Genomic DNA, 17,365 nt, shown 5'->3' with positions numbered 1-17,365 from the left:
GTGTTCCTCAGTAGTTGTTGTTAATTTTAAACCTTTAGGTCTGTGTTTGTACCTAAAAACTCTTTATATTTTTCGACGATAGGGTCTACTAAATCTTTTAAGAAATCTTCTGTTTGCTCTTCGGCAAACCCGATAAAGTTTTTAGGATCTAATAATTCCACTAATTTATCTTTATCGATTTTGACATTATCATCCGCAATGATACGTTCAATTAAATCATTGTGTTTACCTTCCATTTTCACTTGTTTAGCCGCTTCCATAGAATGTGTACGGATGATTTCATGTAACTCTTGACGGTCTCCACCATTTTTCACCCCTTCCATAATAATGTACTCTGTTGCCATAAATGGTAACTCTTCCATAATATGTTTTTCGATGATTTTCGGATAAACAACTAAACCATCTAAAATATTATTCCAAATGATTAAGATGGCATCAATTGCTAAAAACGCTTGTGGTATAGCTAAACGTTTATTCGCTGAATCATCTAATGTACGCTCAAACCATTGTGTTGAAGCCACCATGGCTGGAGACGATGTTAAAGATATAACAAATTTTGCTAACGATGAAATTCTTTCTGAACGCATTGGGTTACGTTTGTAAGCCATTGCAGATGAACCGATTTGGTTCTTTTCGAAAGGTTCTTCAATCTCTTTTAGGTTCTGTAATAATCTTAAATCATTGGTAAATTTATGCGCAGATTGTGCAATATTTCCTAATAAAGCTAATGCTTGTGCATCAATTTTACGATCATAAGTTTGTCCTGAAACGGCAAAAACATTATTAAAACCGAAGCGCTCTGATAAACGACGATCTAATTCTTTTACTTTGTCGTAATCTCCATTGAATAATTCGCTAAATGATGCAGCTGTTCCTGTTGTACCCTTCACCCCACGGAAACGTAAAGTTTCAATACGGAATTCTAATTCTTCCAAATCCAAAAGCACGGATTGCAACCATAAAGTAGCACGTTTTCCAACAGTTGTTAATTGAGCTGGTTGAAAATGCGTGAAACCTAATGTAGGTAAACTCTTGTATTCACGAGCGAAACGACCTAATCCATGAATGACATTGATCAATTGTTTTTTAATCAATTGGAATCCATCACGAATTTGAATAAGATCAGTATTATCCCCCACAAAAGCAGAAGTAGCGCCTAAGTGAATAATAGCTTTTGCTTTTGGTGCTACATCTCCATAAGCATGAACGTGAGCCATCACATCATGACGGAATTTCTTCTCGTATTCAGCTGCTTTGGCATAGTCGATATTTGTAGCATTATCTTTTAATTCTTGGATTTGTTCATCTGTGATGTCTAACCCTAAGTCTTTTTCAATTTCTGCTAAAGCAATCCATAATTGTCTCCATGTTGTAAATTTTTTCTCTGGAGAAAAGATGTATAACATTTCGTCACTACAATATCTGGATTCTAAAGGATTTTGGTATTTGTTCATTTTGTTTGTTTTGTTATTGTAATTTGTATTGGTATTTTTTTAGAATGGTTTTTACATCTTTAACGTAATACCCTTCAAATAGAAATGCGTGCACCAGTAAAGGAAATAATTGAGCAACCGGTTTACGTTCGTTAAATCCAACTTCTAATGGATAAATTTCTTCGTAGGCATTAAAAAAAGATTCGTCGAATCCTCCAAACAGATCGGCAATGGCTAAATCCATTTCACGATGTCCATAATAAACGGCCGGATCGATCAGCGCCATTTCTCCTTGCGCTGTCGGTAGAATGTTGCCATTCCATAAATCGCCATGCAATAATGCAGGGTTTTCTTTTGGAAAAATAGAAGGTAATTCTTTGCATAAGACTTCAGCCGATTTTACATCTTTCGTAGTGAATAGTTTTTTATCTGCTAGAAGTTTAACCATTGGAAGTATGCGGTTGTTGGCATAAAAATCTTCCCAAGTGGATTTCATCTGATTGGGTTGAAGAATAATGGCAATATAGTTGTCTTCATGCCAACCAAATTGGTCATTCGAAATTTGGTGAAATTGAGCCAATTGATGACCTAATTTTTGCCAATGGTCCAGATGAGCAGATCCGCGATCCATCCATTCGAGAATTAAATATTGAAAATTATTATCTGTTTCACCGAATTTGATGACTTGAGGAACTTTGAATAATCCGGTATTGGCAATGGTTTCTAAACCTTGTGCCTCTTTCTGAAAGAGATGAGGGAAATTCTGAGCAGTATTTAATTTTAAGAAGTATTTATCTTGGTATGATTCAATACGGTAAGTATCATTGATATCTCCACCTTTTACGGGAAAAATATTCTCAATTCCTAAGTTTAATGCCTTTAAACGCTCTAAAATTTCATTCATAAAAAAAGAAGACAATTAGTAATTATAAAATATTATAGTCCAACAATGTCGGACTATAATATTTGTATTAAAAATTAGAATAAGTTTGTTCTAATAATGTTTTGAGATCGCTCAGGACCAACAGAAACTAAATACACTTCGATTCCTAAATATTTTTCGATGAAGTGGATATAGTCTTGTGCCGTTTGTGGTAATTCATCAAACGATTTTACGCTCGTGATGTCTTCTTCCCAACCTGGCATTTCTTCATAAACCGCTTCGTAGTCGGCTAATTTTGTTGTAGAAGATGTAAAGTAATCGATGATTTTCCCATCTTCTGTTTTGTATCCTGTACAGGCTTTAATAGTACCTAAACCAGTTAATACATCTAATTTTGTAATCACAAGGTGAGTAATCCCATTGATCATACAGGCATGTTTTAAAGCCACTAAATCTAACCATCCTGTACGACGTGGACGACCTGTAGAAGCTCCAAATTCGTGTCCTACTTGACGAATTTTTTCACCTAATTCATTGTCTAATTCCGTTGGGAAAGGACCATTACCAACACGAGTACAATAAGCTTTAGAAACTCCAATTAAGTTTTGTAACTTCGTTGGAGGTACACCAGCACCTACACAAACACCTCCTGTAGTTGGAGATGAAGAAGTAACGAATGGATAAGTACCGAAGTCAATGTCTAACATTAAGGCTTGAGCACCCTCGAATAATACATTTTTTCCTTCGTCGATGGCTTGATTAATTTCTAATTCTGTATCAATGATACGCTCTTTTAAGCGTTGACCATATTCTACATATTTATCAAAAATATCTTCAAATTTCAAAGGCTCTTTTTCGAATAATTTTTCGAATAAAGCATTTTTTACAATTAAATTTTCTTTGATTTTTTCTCTTAAAACCTCAGGGTTTAATAAATCAATTGCACGGATCCCAACACGAGCTACTTTATCCTCGTAACAAGGACCAATTCCACGTTTTGTAGTCCCAATTTGTGAATCTTTTCCTGCAAATTCTTCACGGTATTCATCCAATAAAATGTGATATGGCATAATGATATGCGCTCTTCTACTGATAAATACGTGATCTGTAGATAATCCTCTGGCTTCTAATTTTTCAATTTCGTTAAAAAAAGCTTCAGGATTTACAACAACTCCATTGGCGATAATACATTTTCCTTTGCATTGTAATACACCAGAAGGTAATAAGTGTAAAACGAATTTATCGTCTCCGACATATACTGTATGTCCTGCATTATTTCCACCTTGATAACGTACTACGTAATCTGATTTTTCGGCTAAAACATCAGTAATTTTACCTTTTCCTTCGTCGCCCCATTGAAGACCGACAACTACGTGTGTTGACATATTTGTTTTTTGTTTGTTAAATTTTTGAATTTGGAAAATAAAAATGTTTTTAATTCCTAGATTCTTGGTTCGTTACAAAGGTAATTTAAACCTTATTTTAAACCAATTAAAATCGTACAATTCGCATAAAAAACTTATTAAAATGTGTTGATAAATTTTTAGTGTATTGAGTACTAAATTATAAAATGAATATTGTGAAAAATTAACCGTTGTAGGTCAAAATAAAAGCTTATTTTTACAGACTTTTTATACAATAAGTAACGATGAAATTGCGCGAGTAGGAGTAGATAATCCTTTCATTCGGATGAATTTCTTATCATTTGTCAAGGTGCTCCCCATTTATTCGCTGTATTTTTACCTATCCATAAATCCCTAATATAATTCATTATGAAAATAGAAATTTGGTCTGATGTAATGTGTCCATTTTGTTACATCGGTAAAAAACATTTTGAAGCGGCTTTAGAACAAATCCCTTATAAAGATAAAATTCAAGTCGAATGGAAAAGTTTTCAACTGGATCAAGATTTGAGTAAAGTTGAACCCATTGAAGCTAAAGCATATTTTGCTAAAAAAGGATATGCAGAAGAACAAGTGGCGGGTATGAAAACTCGATTAAAGGCGATGGGTGAAGCGATCGGTATTACCTTTAACGAAGGTAATATTATGATTAATACAGGTGAAGCTCACCGATTAATTCAATTTGCTCAATCTAAAGGTTTAGGAAATGAAGCAGAAGAAGCTTTATTCAAAGCGTATTTCACGGACAATAAAAATGTGGCTGATCATGAGACGTTAGTTGCCATTGGTGAATCAATTGGTTTAAATCAAACGGAAGTTTCTGAAATGTTACAATCAGATGCTTTTGTGTTCGAAGTGGCTTCTGATATTTTAGATGCTCGAAATATTGGTGTAACGGGTGTTCCTTTTTTCGTAATTGATCGAAAATATGCCCTTAATGGTGCACAACCAGTAGAATACTTTGTATCAGCACTAACACAAGCGTACGAAAAAGACCATTTGAAATCAAATGAGGACGATGCTGTTTCGTGTGATTTGAATGGACAATGTGATTAAAATTATCATTTAAATAAAAAAAAGCGATTCAACTGAATCGCTTTTTTTATTCTAGACCTTCAAGAATTTTGTCGGCTATTTTGCTATAATTTTCGGAGTTGGATAAATACTCTTTATCTTCATCATTCGATAAATGTCCAATATGAAGCATAACCGTTGGTGATTGAGGATCTCTCAATATTTTCGTGTTATTCTCTTTGATTCCTAGATTTTCAAAACCTAATTCCATTAATTTTTGATTGATGCGCTGAGCATACATTTCCGAATCTTCATGGCAACGATTCATCGGAGAAATATGAGCTTCAAGTCCTTTTACTGTTGATTTAACATTCGAATGAATGTGTAAAGACAAGACTAAATCCGGTTGATGCGAATTGATGATTTTCGTACGATTTTCGTTACTAATTTGTTCATCTCCTGTACGAATAATGACAAATTCGATGTCTTGATACGGGTTACGTGCTTTAATTAATTGAGCGATTTCAAGTACAATTTCCTTTTCTTGGAATTCATCATTTTTTACCCCAGAATCTACACCACCATGTCCTGGATCGATGACCACAATACGCTTGTTGTCGTGCATAGGATTGGCTAGTAAAGAAATGGATAGAAATAAAGTAAATAATTGAAATAATTTTTTCATTTGTTGGGTCGTCTAATGGTTGAATTTTAGCAAGAATCGTTCAAATTTTGAAGTATGGAGTAAAAAAATATTAAAAAATTAACCCTTAAATTGTAAATCGTAGATTATCAAAATCTTATCATCTGTCCAATGTGGAATCTTTTTATAAAGCGTAATACAGACCGTTTAAATTTTTACCTTTGGAATAAAATTTTATTCAATGGAATGTCCTTGTTGTTCAGGAAAAGAATATAAAATGTGTTGTGAACCTTATCATTTGGATGAATTGTTGCCCGCAACACCTGAATTGTTGATGCGTTCGCGTTATACAGCATTTGCATTAAATTTAACGGATTATTTGGTGGAAACAACCCATCCGAGTAAACGTCCTTATCATTCGAAAAAAGAAATTGACCAATGGTCAAAACAAAATACGTGGTTAAAATTAATAGTTGTAAAGGCTTGGGATAATTATGTTCATTTTAAAGCGTATTATCAAGATCATCTAGGTGATTTCTACGAACACGAAGAACTATCAGGTTTCCAAAAAGAAGGAGGGAAGTGGTATTATGTGGATGGAAAATTTGATTTGTAATTACAATTTACTCTTCCTTTTTTTATTTTGAATAAAACTAGCGATTATAAATAATACAGCTGGAAGTAAATAAAAATAATTTTTGGTTGTAATACTTAGTATAAAGAAAACTAAACCTAGAATTAAAAATACAGGATTTCTTTTTTTCATAAATTGAAGATACAGAATAAAAGAGTATTATTATCAAAAATTATATATGGAAGAATTTATAGCGAACTTAAGAGTAATAAGTCACATTTCTTCAGATTATTATCGCAAACTGATATGTTTTAAGGATTTAATGAGTAAAAGTGATTTATCTTTAGGTTATTATAATGATGGCAAGAACAATATTAATTTAGAAGATGTAGCTTATGCAGTTTTTGTAGATTCATTAATACTTCAGTATAATAGATTTGAAGAAATTTATGATCAAATAATCAAAAATGTTGCAGTAGAGCAAGATATTAAAGAAAGGATTAAAAGAGTCAAAAGAGATGATAAATTCTTATTTAAAACTATAGCTACTAAATATCCTGATTTAAAAAATTATAGAAATAATATATCTGCGCATATTTATAAAAAGAATTCTAGTTCATTATTATTAGATGGAGTAAAAACTGAATTTATTATTCCAACTAAAATTAGTGATTTTGAGTTTATTTGGGGAATAATTTTAGAATTGAATCAAAACATATTTAAAGAATTTAACGAACTAATTGGTAATGTTAATAATCACAAGATAAATGATAATATAACGTATATATAATAGAAAAGCCGGAGATTTATCCGGCTTTTCTCTTATTTAAATATTTCTTCAGCTTCTAAAACACTTGATGGGCGACCAACATCAATTAATATTCCACCAGAATGGTCGAATCCGATAATGGTTTCAGTTTTCATCAATTCCATATACACTTTCATAATTGAAAATTTACCTTCAAAATGAATCTGTTTAAAAATGGATGGTTTGATGATATGAATCCCTGAGAATGCTAATTCTTTTAAACCGTTCGCTGTATCGTTCGCTAAGATTTCTTCATTGGTGTTTAAATTTCTCCACCCCTTTAAATGATTTTCAGTATTGAATAATAATTTTCGCGAAGAATCACGATTGGTTACTGCTAAACTAACCATGGCATTATTTTCTTGATGTGATACGATAAAGTCTGATAAGTTCAAATCAGTTAGGATATCCACATTCATCACCAAGAAATCTTCCGTAAAAAAGTCTTTAGCCTTTACTAAACCTCCGCCAGTCTCTAAAACTTCAGGACGTTCATCTGAAATATGAATCGTCATCCCAAAATTGTCGTTTGCGTTTAAGAAATCGATGATTTGATCCGCAAAATGAAACACATTGATCACAATTTCCGTAAATCCATAAGCCTTTAGATACTCGATATTGCGTTGTAACAAAGGTTTTCCATTGACAGGAGCCAGTGCTTTCGGATGATTTTCAGTAAAAGGTTTAAGACGCGTCCCTAATCCGGCCGCAAATAACATTGCTTTCATTCTTAATAGGCTTCGTTGATCCAGTTTTTCGCTTCTTGAATCACGTGTTGAACTGTAACTTGTGCTTCAGGGAATTTCTCTTGAATATGTTTGGCAGTTGCATCGGCTGAGTAAACTGATCGATGTTGACCACCTGTACAACCAAAGTTGATTTCTAAATTTTCAAAACCGCGGTTCAAATAATCTTCGATCGAAATATCGATAATTTGATACACTCCATTTAAAAATTCTAACATTTTCGTTTCTGTTTCTAAATAATGTTTTACTGCTTCGTCACGTCCCGTTTGCGTTTTGTATTCTTGGATGCGACCTGGGTTTAAAATACCACGGCAGTCAAATGCAAATCCACCACCATTACCGGTTGGATCTGCTGGAATACCACCATTTTTATAAGAAAAACTACGTACGTTAATGTTTAATTTCGCCATTTATTTTTTGATTTATACGTTCTACTGTTTCCGGTTGAATCAGTACTTTAATAATATGTTTTAATTCGGGATAATTTTGTAAAATTGGATAGTCGATAATAGCTTTTAAATTTTCGATTCCAAATGCAATACTTTCAATAAAGTGTGGTTTTCGTTCAATCAGACCACGCAATCCATAAGCGCCTAATACTTGTAATAGACGAGCGACTACACAGTATTCGTAAGATACACGAGAGTCTATGGTGATTAAATTGGCATCTAATTTTTTGACTGCTTCAAAGTAGTGGTCGTAAATTTCTTTTTTGATGCACATGGGTAAATTGGCTTTTGCTTGCCAAATCAAAGAAACTAAATCATAGAAACTAGGCCCATATAATCCGCCTTGAAAATCGATGAAATAAGGCTCGTTATCTTTGATCATGATGTTGCGCGATTGGAAATCACGAAATACAAATCCTTTGGGTGATAAACGTTCAAATTGAGAGGCAAATAAGTCAAAGTCCTTTAATAATTTTCCTTGGTTAAAATCGATATCCAAAGCATTTAGAAAGTAAAATTTAAACTGAAAAAGATCCCTTAAAATTAACGTCTTATCTAAACGAGGATAGGAGAATGTTTGATTAAAATCAATGATTTTCCCTCCTTCGATTTGAGCTTGAGCCAAAAGCTCTACAATTTTTAGATAGTATGGTCGAGCTTCGTTGACATCTTTTTGAATGATTGTCATTAAACTGATATCCCCTAAATCCGTTTGAGTGTACAATGTTTTGTCTTCATTGATGTGAAACACTTGTGGAATATTGGGTAAAATGGATTGCAATTTTTCAGAAAATTCGATGAACACTTTATTTTCATCCACATTCGAGCTTTCTGCTAAAATATAGGATTCGCCTTGATCATGAAAGCGATAATAGCGACGAGAAGATCCACCACCTGTTAATAATGTCAAGGTATAGATGGCTTCTTGCGAATAATGTTGGTTTAAAAAGTCATTGATCTTAGGTTGCACGCTTTTCGATTTTTCTGCAATTTACTTCTAAAAAGTTGCACATAAAAATGAATTTGGTGTAACCTTTTTGGGATGACTGCATCTTTATTAAAAACACCACGATGAAAAATATAGTATGCTTGTAATGGATGTTTGTACGTTTCCTTCTTGTATTAGCGTAAAAATTAATATGAAGAAGGTTTGAATAAAATTTATGCGAATCATAATAATTCAAATATTCGTACAAAAGGAACTTATTTTGAAAATGGCGTAATGGATTCGGATTGGTCGAACGAAAATTCTTCCAATGCAACAAAAGCAAAATTCAAAAAAGCCAATGGTGTGAGTTATATTAAGCTCAGTACAAAGAAGAAAGTTGAGGTTGCATTTCATCATCAAGTAAAACTTGAAGGGCATATTAAATTTGAAATTATGGATGCTACTAAAAATATTGTTTTTCAACGTGATTTATCCCAAAATCAGGATGAAAACTTTGAATTGAAATTAAATGAAGGCGAGTACACTATTCGTTGGGATGCTAAAAATGCTAACGGATCTTACTTTTTAGAATGGAAAGAAAAATAGGAATAAAATAAAAAGGTCAACTCTGCAAAGTTGACCTTTTACGTATTTCAAACACCACATTTGAAAATTAAACAAAAGCGCTAAATCCAGTAATTGATCTTCCGACAATTAAAGAATTAATTTCTTTTGTTCCTTCGTATGAATAAATTGCCTCTGAATCGGCAACAAATCTTGCGACATCATGTTCTAAAAGAATTCCATTACCGCCCATTACTTCTCTTGCACGAGAAACAATATCTCTTGTACGCATTGTACAAAAAACTTTGGCTAATGAAGCGTGTTCATCTTTTAAGTTTCCCTCATCTTGTAATTCAGACAAACGATAAACCATCGTTTGCATGGCTGTCAAATTGGATAACATTTCGACTAAATGTCCTTGTATCATTTGAAAAGCAGCAATGGGTTTCCCGAATTGTTTACGTTGACGGGTATACGCTAATGCACTTTCATAGGCTCCTCTGGCACAGCCTGTCGCCATCCAAGCGACACCAGCTCTTGTCATTTGTAATACTTTAGCAGTATCTTTGAACGAATTCGCATGTTGCAAACGATCTTCTTCTTGTACAATACAATCGGTTAACGTTATTAAACCATTCTGCACAATACGAAGCGCCATTTTACCTTTGATTTTCTCTACAGTAAAACCAGGATTGTCTTTTTCAACAATAAACCCTTTGACCTCCCCATCGTCCAAACATCGTGCCCAGATGATAATAAGGTCGGCAAAGGTAGCATTTCCTATCCATTTTTTCTGTCCATTTAATACCCAACCTTTATCTGTTTTTTTGCAAGTCGTGGTTAAACCTCCTGCAGCGCCAGATCCCACTTCGGGTTCAGTTAGTCCAAAAGCTCCGATTTTTTCAAATTTCTGCATTTGTGGTAACCATTTTTGTTTTTGTTCTTCAGAACCGCAGATGTATATTGACCCCATGGATAATCCCGATTGAACACCAAAGAAAGTAGCGATAGACGAATCTACACGAGCCATTTCCATCGCTAATATTCCTTCCATTAGAAACGGAAGGTTTGGACATCCATAACCTTCGTAGGTTAGCCCACAAATGTTTAATGCGCTGAATTTTGGGATAATTTCGAAAGGAAATTCATCACGTAACCAATAATCATTAACAATTGGTTTGATTTCTTTTTCCATAAAATCGCGGACTTTCAGTTGGAGTTCGCGTTGAGAAGGGGTTAGTTTATGCGAAATGTCGTAAAAATCACCATCAATCGCCGGAAGTTCACGATGTTTCGGTTTTTGGTTGAACATTTTCATCAATGCATTCAGTTGATTTTCGTCCATTGCATTTAAATTTTTTACGATTTGGATTAAATCAACTTTTTTAGAAAGTTCAACTAATTTATTGACGTCTAATTGTTGGAGTAGGGCGGAAATTCCTTCCATATTAAAAAATGCTCTTGACATAGTTTTCGTTTTGGGTACCGAAAGCCAATCAAAGAGCATTCCTAAATATGATATTGTGTTAAAATTAAGCAGTTGCTAATTTTACACGTAAATTTTCTAACATCGTTTCTGTCATTTTCTCTGTCGAGAATTTTGGAGCATATCCCCAATCTGCTTTTGCTACTGTATCGTCGATAGATGATGGCCAAGAATCCGCAATCGCTTGACGGAAATCAGGTTCGTAGGCAATTTCAAACGTAGGGATGTGTTTTTGAATTTCAGCAGCTAAATGTTCTGGTGCAAAGCTTAAACCTCCCAAGTTGTACGATTTAAATTCACCTAATTTTTCTGCATCAGTTGTCATCAATTGAACAATGGCATCAATGGCATCATCCATGTATAACATCGGCAAATATGTTCCTTCTTTTAAGAAAGAGGTGTATTTTCCTTCTTCGATCGCTTTGTAATAAATGTCAACAGCATAATCAGTTGTACCTCCACCTGCAGGTGTTTTCCAAGAGATTAAACCAGGGAAACGAACAGAACGAACATCTACTCCATGATTTTGTTGGTACCATTTGCACCAATATTCACCCGCTAATTTCGAAATTCCGTAAACCGTTGATGGTGTTTGTACAGTATTTTGTGGGGTATTATCTTTAGGTGTATCCGGTCCGAAAACACCGATGGAAGAAGGCCAGAAAATTTTATCGATGACTTTATCTTTCGCTAATTCTAAAAACGTTAATAAAGTATCCATATTTAATTTCCATCCGAACATTGGATTTTTTTCAGCAGTTCCTGATAATAATGCAGCTAAATGATAGACTGTTTTGATGTTGTGTTTGGCAATGACTTCTTTAATTCTTTCCGTATCCAATACATCAATGACTTCATATATTCCATCATAATTCACATCTTTAGGATCACGGATATCAGAGATAATTACATTTTCTTTTCCGTAAATGGTTTTTAACTTTTCGGCTAATTCAGATCCAATTTGTCCTAATGCACCGGTGATTAAAATCGTTTCGGTTTCCATTCAAAAAATATTAATTTGTTTGCCTTTCAAAGATACTAAGATTTTAATTATAGCGAAGGATTGTCTCTGAAAACATTTATCAACTTGTGATTTTTTACCCCTTTAAATCGAATAAAGAATAAAATATCTTTGAATTATTCATAAATCCTCAATATCGAAACCTCTGAATTATTTTTTGAGGGTTTGTATCGTGTGTTTAAAATATCTCATTAAATTTGTATGTATAGCATTAGAATACATAAAAGATTTAACTATAATGAAAAAACACTTTTTATTTGCTGCTGTAGCTTGTACTTCGGTATTGGTTAATGCGCAAACACCTTATCAAGCGTTTAATCCAAATTATATGGATAAGAGCGTTCGACCTCAAGATGACTTATATGGATTTGTAAATGGAAACTGGAATAAAATCACAGAAATTCCATCTGATCGTGCACGTTGGGGAAGCTTTGATGAATTAAGAGAAAATACAGATAAAGTCTCTTTGCAATTGGTTAAAGACTTATTGGGTAAAAAATATGCGAAAGGTTCAAATGAACAAAAAATTGCAGACTTATATAATGCTTACACGAATTTAGAAGCACGTAATAAGACGGGATTAGCTCCAATTCAGAATTATTTTAAGCAAATTGATAACATCAAAAACTTAAAAGATTTACAAAATTATTTAATTGAAGTTACGCCAATTGGAGAAAATCCATTTTACGGTGTTGGAGTTTCTACAGACATGAAAAACAGTAAAGAAAATGCTGTTTATTTAGGAAATGCTCGTTTAACTTTAGGTAAAACATATTACCAAAAAGAAGATGCCAAAAATGCAGAAACCTTGACTCAATTTACACAATATGTGGATCAAGTGTTTCCATTTACAGGAGCTAAAACAAGAGATTTAAAAGGAGCTAAAATCGTTGCCTTTGAAAAAATGATGGCCAAATACATCAAAACAGTAGAAGAGGGACGTGATCCGAATAAGTCTTACAACAAAATGACTTTGGCTGAAGCTGATGCTTTAACGAAAAACGTTGATTTAACAAAGTTTGTCAAATCTTTTGGAATCAATCCTGATCAGGTTATCATTCGTGAGTTAGGGTACTACCAAAATTTAGATCAAATCATCAATACAGAGAACTTACCGATTATTAAAGATTATTTAAAGTTTAAATTATTAAATTCTTTTGCAGATAGCTCTACGACCGAATTAGAAAAAATTAATTTTGATTTCTTTGGTAAAAAATTATCGGGTCAAAAAGAGCAACGTGCTTTAGATAAAAGAGGTTTAGGCTATGTCAACGGAACTGTAGGAGAATTATTAGGACAAATTTATGTTAAAGATAATTTCCCACCAGAAGCTAAAGCTGATGCAGAAGAATTAATTCGTTATGTGTTTAAATCATTCGATATGCACATCAATAACTTAGAGTGGATGTCTGCAGAAACGAAGAAAAAAGCCATTGAAAAATTAAATAAATTTACGGTTAAAATTGGTTACCCTGACAAATGGAAAGATTATTCAGGTTTAACTGTAAAATCAATTGAAGAAGGTGGATCATTAATTGAGAATAATTTAGCCATTAGTAAGTGGCGATTTGCTGAAAATTTAAAAGATTTTGGTAAGCCAGTAGATAAAACACGTTGGGGAATGTCACCACAAACAGTAAATGCTTACTTTAACCCAACGAATAATGAAATCGTTTTCCCAGCTGCTATTTTACAAGCGCCTTTCTATGATTATCGTGCAGATGCAGCGGTAAACTTTGGAGGAATTGGAGCAGTTATTGGACATGAAATTTCACACGGATTTGACGATTCAGGAGCGAAATTTGATGGAGATGGTAACTTAGTGAACTGGTGGACTCCGGAAGATGAGCAAAAATTTAAAGATGCAACTGCTGCATTGGCAAAACAATACGATGCTTATCAACCGGTTGAAGGTGTACATGTAAATGGTGTATTTACTTCAGGAGAAAACATTGGAGATTTAGGAGGAGCTTCTGTAGCTTTTGATGCTTTACAAATGTATTTAAAAGATAAAGGAACATATGCTCCAATTGATGGATTCACACCTCAACAACGTTTCTTCTTATCATGGGCAACGATTTGGAGAACGAAAGCTACGAACGAAGCTTTAATTAACCAAGTGAAAACGGATCCTCATTCGCCAGGATATTATCGTGCATTCGCGCCAATTATTAATATTGATGCATTCCACGAAGCTTTCCAAACGAAGCCAGGAGACAAGCTTTACAAAGCGCCATCAGAGCGTATCAAAATTTGGTAATATATGTTTAAAAAAATCAAAGCTTGGTTTTTAAATAGAAATAGAGTAATAAGTATGACAACTGTAGAAGCGATTAAAAGTGGAAAAGGGACATTAATTGATGTTCGTGAGCCACATGAATTAGAATTGGATGGATTTGTTCCAAACGCCATTAATATTCCATTAGGAGATGTTCCTCATCGCGTGGATGAAATTAAAGGTATGGAATACCCAATCATTGTTTTTTGTAGAAGTGGACAACGTTCTGCGAATGCAGCGATGTTTTTACAATCACAAGGATTAGAAGATGTTTATAATGGAGGAGGTTTCCAAGATGTTTTAGATGTTTTAGAAGCATAATCCAACAAACAATAATAATGACACCAAAGCGGTTAGCGAAAGCTAATCGCTTTTTGTGTTTTCAGAACGCTAAAACTTTTCATCTTTACCTTGTGGGATTCGATAATTATCGTACCTTTGCAGCTCATTACATAATAATTATTAAACAATATTGGCATGTACTTAACATCAGAAGTAAAAAGCGAAATTTTCGCAAAACACGGGAAATCAGCTCAAGATACAGGATCAGCTGAAGGGCAAATTGCTTTATTCACTTACCGTATCAACCATTTAACTGAGCACTTAAAAAAGAACAGAAAAGATTTCAATACAGAAAGATCTTTAGTTTTATTAGTTGGTAAACGTAAATCGTTATTAGACTACTTAAAGAAAAAAGATATTACACGTTACCGTGCGATTATCGCTGAATTAGGATTACGTAAGTAATTTTAAAACCGTATAAAAAAGGGCAATTGAAATTAATTGCCTTTTTTTTTGTTATAAAAAGGATAAAATAACCTAATTTTATAACTTGTTAAAGCAAACGGCTTTAACTTTAGACGAATTTAATAGACAAGAAGACGAATGATTCCACAGGCGATCACAGAAAAAGTGACTCTTTCAGACGGAAGAGAAATTACAATCGAAACAGGGAAGTTAGCAAAACAAGCGAACGGATCTGTGGTTGTACGCATGGGTGACACCATGTTATTAGCTACAGTTGTAGCAAACAAAGATGCAAATCCAGGTGTAGATTTCTTACCTTTAACAGTAGATTACAGAGAAAAATTCTATGCTGGAGGACGTATCCCAGGAAATTTCTTTAGAAGAGAAGCAAAACCATCAGACGACGAAGTATTAACAATGCGTTTAGTAGACCGTGTATTACGTCCGATGTTCCCTGAAGATTTCCATGCAGAGGTTCAGGTAATGATCTCTCTTATGTCTTACGATAAAGAAGTAATGCCAGAAGCATTAGCTGGTTTAGCTGCCTCAGCAGCCATTGCAATTACAGATATTCCATTCACATTAATTTCAGAAGCTCGAGTTATCCGTTTAGACGGTGAGTTAATGATTAATCCATCCATAGAACAACTAAAACGTGCCGACATTGACATTATGGTTGGAGCGTCTAAAGACTCTGTGGTGATGGTTGAAGGGGAAATGCAAGAAATTTCTGAGCGTGAGATGTTAGAAGCAATTCAATTCGCACACGAAGAAATTAAAAAACAAATTGAAGCCCAAGAACGTTTAGCTGAAAAAGTAGGTTCTAAAGCGTTCCCAAAACGTGAGTACTGCCATGAAACACATGACGAAGAGATTCGTGAGAAAGTTTGGGCATATGCTTATGATAAATACTACGAAATTGCAAAAACTCCTTCTGAGAAACACGAAAGAGGTGAGAAGTTTGCAGCAGTAGAAGCTGAATTCTTAGCACAGTATGCGGAGGACGAAGAAGAGTTAGCACGTGTAACTCCATTTGCTCACGTATACTTCCACGATGTACAAAAAGAAGCGGTTCGTCAATTAATTTTAAATGAAGGAATTCGTTTAGATGGGCGTGACCCTAAAACAATTCGTCCAATTTGGTCGGAAGTAGATTACTTACCATCTACACATGGTTCTGCAATCTTTACACGTGGGGAAACTCAAGCCTTAGCTACAGTAACTTTAGGATCTTCTAAAGATGCGAATATGGTTGATGGGGTTGTTACAAACTTTGACGAAAAATTCTTTTTACACTATAATTTCCCTCCATTCTCAACAGGTGAAGCTCGTCCATTAAGAGGAACTTCTCGTCGTGAGATCGGACACGGAAACTTAGCTCAAAGAGCATTAGCACAAGTATTACCAGACGATTGTCCTTATACAGTACGTATTGTTTCTGAAGTTTTAGAATCGAATGGTTCTTCTTCAATGGCAACAGTTTGTGCTGGAACTTTAGCATTAATGGATTCAGGTTTACCAATCAAAAAACCAGTTTCTGGTATTGCGATGGGATTAATTACTGATCCTAAATCAGGAAAATTCACTGTTTTATCTGATATCTTAGGGGATGAAGATCACTTAGGTGACATGGACTTCAAAGTTACTGGTACTGCTGATGGTATTACGGCATGTCAGATGGACATCAAAGTACAAGGATTATCAATGGAGATTATGGAAACTGCCTTATTACAAGCGAAAGAAGGTCGTGAACATATCTTAGGTAAAATCTTAGAAACAATTGATGCACCACGTCCACAGTTAAAACCAAATGCACCTAAAGTTGTTGTGATTGAAATTCCTAAGGAATTCATCGGAGCAGTAATCGGTCCTGGAGGAAAAGTGATTCAAGAAATGCAAAAAGAAACTGAAACAGTTATTGCAATTACTGAAGAAGATACAATTGGTCGTGTAGAAATCAATGGTGTTATCCAAGAAAACATCGATCGTGTCGTAGAGCGCATTAAGCAAATTGCTTTCGTTCCTACAGTTGGTGAAACATACCACGCTGTTGTAAAATCGATTAAACCATTTGGAGCTTTTGTAGAAATCTCTAAAGGTGTTGAAGGATTAGTACACATTTCTGAAATTGAGCACAAACGTTTAGAGAAAGTTGAAGATGCATTAAACATTGGAGATCAAATCGACGTTAAGTTCTTAGGGTACGATGATAAAAAGAAAATGAAATTATCTCGTAAGGCGTTATTGCCAAAACCTGAGAAAAAAGAAGCTCCTAAAAAAGAGGATAAACCAGAAGCTTAATTTCTAGCTTTTAAATAATCTCAAAGTCCATGCGTAAGCGTGGACTTTTTTTGTTCCCAATTTCTTTTATATCTTTATTGTAAATAT

Annotated in this window: 17 protein-coding genes; 8 read left to right on the top strand and 9 right to left on the bottom strand. The window is 34.1% G+C overall.

Annotated features, from left to right (window positions below; genetic code table 11):
• Positions 1-26 precede the first annotated feature (26 nt).
• From purB to AC1QSP_RS04170, 3 genes are all read right to left on the bottom strand, one after another.
• Positions 27-1,454 (bottom strand): adenylosuccinate lyase, encoded by a 1,428-nt coding sequence (purB, locus tag AC1QSP_RS04180; RefSeq protein ID WP_484079924.1) that lies wholly within the window; start codon positions 1,452-1,454, stop codon positions 27-29.
• Positions 1,455-1,467: 13 nt separating this feature from the next.
• Positions 1,468-2,337 (bottom strand): fructosamine kinase family protein, encoded by an 870-nt coding sequence (locus tag AC1QSP_RS04175; protein WP_484079923.1) that lies wholly within the window; start codon positions 2,335-2,337, stop codon positions 1,468-1,470.
• A gap of 74 nt (positions 2,338-2,411) precedes the next feature.
• A complete protein-coding gene (locus tag AC1QSP_RS04170) occupies positions 2,412-3,701 on the bottom strand; it encodes an adenylosuccinate synthase (protein ID WP_322969582.1) in 1,290 nt (429 codons plus the stop codon).
• A 387-nt stretch (positions 3,702-4,088) separates the two neighbouring features.
• Here AC1QSP_RS04170 and AC1QSP_RS04165 point away from each other — a divergent pair, with 387 nt between their 5' ends.
• Positions 4,089-4,775, top strand: coding sequence for a DsbA family oxidoreductase (locus AC1QSP_RS04165; RefSeq protein ID WP_484079922.1), 687 nt, complete (start codon positions 4,089-4,091; stop codon positions 4,773-4,775).
• A gap of 46 nt (positions 4,776-4,821) precedes the next feature.
• Here the strand turns inward: AC1QSP_RS04165 and AC1QSP_RS04160 are convergent, their stop codons facing one another.
• Positions 4,822-5,418, bottom strand: coding sequence for an N-acetylmuramoyl-L-alanine amidase family protein (locus AC1QSP_RS04160; protein ID WP_484079921.1), 597 nt, complete (start codon positions 5,416-5,418; stop codon positions 4,822-4,824).
• Positions 5,419-5,617: 199 nt separating this feature from the next.
• Between AC1QSP_RS04160 and AC1QSP_RS04155 the strand changes: the two genes are divergently transcribed.
• Positions 5,618-5,992, top strand: coding sequence for a YchJ family protein (locus AC1QSP_RS04155; protein ID WP_484079920.1), 375 nt, complete (start codon positions 5,618-5,620; stop codon positions 5,990-5,992).
• 196 nt (positions 5,993-6,188) lie between these two features.
• Complete coding sequence (locus AC1QSP_RS04150) at positions 6,189-6,740, top strand: hypothetical protein (protein WP_484079919.1); 552 nt, start codon at positions 6,189-6,191, stop codon at positions 6,738-6,740.
• Positions 6,741-6,772: 32 nt separating this feature from the next.
• Here the strand turns inward: AC1QSP_RS04150 and AC1QSP_RS04145 are convergent, their stop codons facing one another.
• The 3 genes from AC1QSP_RS04145 to AC1QSP_RS04135 are packed head-to-tail and all read right to left on the bottom strand — an operon-like array spanning position 6,773 to position 8,923.
• Positions 6,773-7,486 (bottom strand): nucleotidyltransferase family protein, encoded by a 714-nt coding sequence (locus AC1QSP_RS04145; protein ID WP_484079918.1) that lies wholly within the window; start codon positions 7,484-7,486, stop codon positions 6,773-6,775.
• Positions 7,487-7,488: 2 nt separating this feature from the next.
• Positions 7,489-7,914: a RapZ C-terminal domain-containing protein gene (locus tag AC1QSP_RS04140; RefSeq protein WP_322969588.1), complete on the bottom strand. Its 426-nt coding sequence runs from the start codon at positions 7,912-7,914 to the stop codon at positions 7,489-7,491.
• Positions 7,895-8,923: an aminoglycoside phosphotransferase family protein gene (locus AC1QSP_RS04135; protein ID WP_484079917.1), complete on the bottom strand. Its 1,029-nt coding sequence runs from the start codon at positions 8,921-8,923 to the stop codon at positions 7,895-7,897. The genes AC1QSP_RS04140 and AC1QSP_RS04135 overlap by 20 nt, the downstream gene beginning before the upstream one ends.
• A gap of 180 nt (positions 8,924-9,103) precedes the next feature.
• On the opposite strand from AC1QSP_RS04135, the gene AC1QSP_RS04130 reads away from it, so the two are divergent.
• Entirely contained in the window at positions 9,104-9,487 is a 384-nt protein-coding gene (locus AC1QSP_RS04130; protein WP_484079916.1) for a hypothetical protein, read from the top strand.
• Positions 9,488-9,554: 67 nt separating this feature from the next.
• Here the strand turns inward: AC1QSP_RS04130 and AC1QSP_RS04125 are convergent, their stop codons facing one another.
• Positions 9,555-10,913, bottom strand: a complete 1,359-nt coding sequence (locus AC1QSP_RS04125) for an acyl-CoA dehydrogenase family protein (protein WP_484079915.1) — start codon at positions 10,911-10,913, stop codon at positions 9,555-9,557.
• Positions 10,914-10,977: 64 nt separating this feature from the next.
• Entirely contained in the window at positions 10,978-11,934 is a 957-nt protein-coding gene (locus AC1QSP_RS04120) for an NAD-dependent epimerase/dehydratase family protein (RefSeq protein ID WP_484079914.1), read from the bottom strand.
• Positions 11,935-12,190: 256 nt separating this feature from the next.
• On the opposite strand from AC1QSP_RS04120, the gene AC1QSP_RS04115 reads away from it, so the two are divergent.
• The 4 genes from AC1QSP_RS04115 (at position 12,191) to AC1QSP_RS04100 (ending at position 17,278) form a co-directional block, all read left to right on the top strand.
• Positions 12,191-14,212 (top strand): M13 family metallopeptidase, encoded by a 2,022-nt coding sequence (locus AC1QSP_RS04115; RefSeq protein WP_484079913.1) that lies wholly within the window; start codon positions 12,191-12,193, stop codon positions 14,210-14,212.
• Positions 14,213-14,215: 3 nt separating this feature from the next.
• A complete protein-coding gene (locus AC1QSP_RS04110; RefSeq protein WP_322969594.1) occupies positions 14,216-14,551 on the top strand; it encodes a rhodanese-like domain-containing protein in 336 nt (111 codons plus the stop codon).
• A gap of 156 nt (positions 14,552-14,707) precedes the next feature.
• Positions 14,708-14,977: a 30S ribosomal protein S15 gene (gene rpsO, locus AC1QSP_RS04105; protein WP_322969595.1), complete on the top strand. Its 270-nt coding sequence runs from the start codon at positions 14,708-14,710 to the stop codon at positions 14,975-14,977.
• A gap of 138 nt (positions 14,978-15,115) precedes the next feature.
• Positions 15,116-17,278 (top strand): polyribonucleotide nucleotidyltransferase, encoded by a 2,163-nt coding sequence (locus AC1QSP_RS04100; protein WP_484079912.1) that lies wholly within the window; start codon positions 15,116-15,118, stop codon positions 17,276-17,278.
• The last annotated feature ends 87 nt before the right edge of the window (positions 17,279-17,365 follow it).

The organism is Faecalibacter sp., assembly GCF_057177045.1.
Note: the sequence above shows the minus strand (reverse complement) of the source record. Positions and strands in the feature narration are given on the sequence as shown.

Coding starts and splice junctions, on each gene's coding strand:
- AC1QSP_RS04120 (WP_484079914.1), bottom strand. CDS start 11,934: ATGGAAACCGAAACGATTTTAATCACCGGTGCATTAGGACAAATTGGA.
- purB (WP_484079924.1), bottom strand. CDS start 1,454: ATGAACAAATACCAAAATCCTTTAGAATCCAGATATTGTAGTGACGAA.
- AC1QSP_RS04175 (WP_484079923.1), bottom strand. CDS start 2,337: ATGAATGAAATTTTAGAGCGTTTAAAGGCATTAAACTTAGGAATTGAG.
- AC1QSP_RS04115 (WP_484079913.1), top strand. CDS start 12,191: ATGAAAAAACACTTTTTATTTGCTGCTGTAGCTTGTACTTCGGTATTG.
- AC1QSP_RS04140 (WP_322969588.1), bottom strand. CDS start 7,914: ATGGCGAAATTAAACATTAACGTACGTAGTTTTTCTTATAAAAATGGT.
- AC1QSP_RS04155 (WP_484079920.1), top strand. CDS start 5,618: ATGGAATGTCCTTGTTGTTCAGGAAAAGAATATAAAATGTGTTGTGAA.
- AC1QSP_RS04125 (WP_484079915.1), bottom strand. CDS start 10,913: ATGTCAAGAGCATTTTTTAATATGGAAGGAATTTCCGCCCTACTCCAA.
- AC1QSP_RS04170 (WP_322969582.1), bottom strand. CDS start 3,701: ATGTCAACACACGTAGTTGTCGGTCTTCAATGGGGCGACGAAGGAAAA.
- AC1QSP_RS04160 (WP_484079921.1), bottom strand. CDS start 5,418: ATGAAAAAATTATTTCAATTATTTACTTTATTTCTATCCATTTCTTTA.
- AC1QSP_RS04100 (WP_484079912.1), top strand. CDS start 15,116: ATGATTCCACAGGCGATCACAGAAAAAGTGACTCTTTCAGACGGAAGA.
- rpsO (WP_322969595.1), top strand. CDS start 14,708: ATGTACTTAACATCAGAAGTAAAAAGCGAAATTTTCGCAAAACACGGG.
- AC1QSP_RS04110 (WP_322969594.1), top strand. CDS start 14,216: ATGTTTAAAAAAATCAAAGCTTGGTTTTTAAATAGAAATAGAGTAATA.
- AC1QSP_RS04145 (WP_484079918.1), bottom strand. CDS start 7,486: ATGAAAGCAATGTTATTTGCGGCCGGATTAGGGACGCGTCTTAAACCT.
- AC1QSP_RS04165 (WP_484079922.1), top strand. CDS start 4,089: ATGAAAATAGAAATTTGGTCTGATGTAATGTGTCCATTTTGTTACATC.
- AC1QSP_RS04150 (WP_484079919.1), top strand. CDS start 6,189: ATGGAAGAATTTATAGCGAACTTAAGAGTAATAAGTCACATTTCTTCA.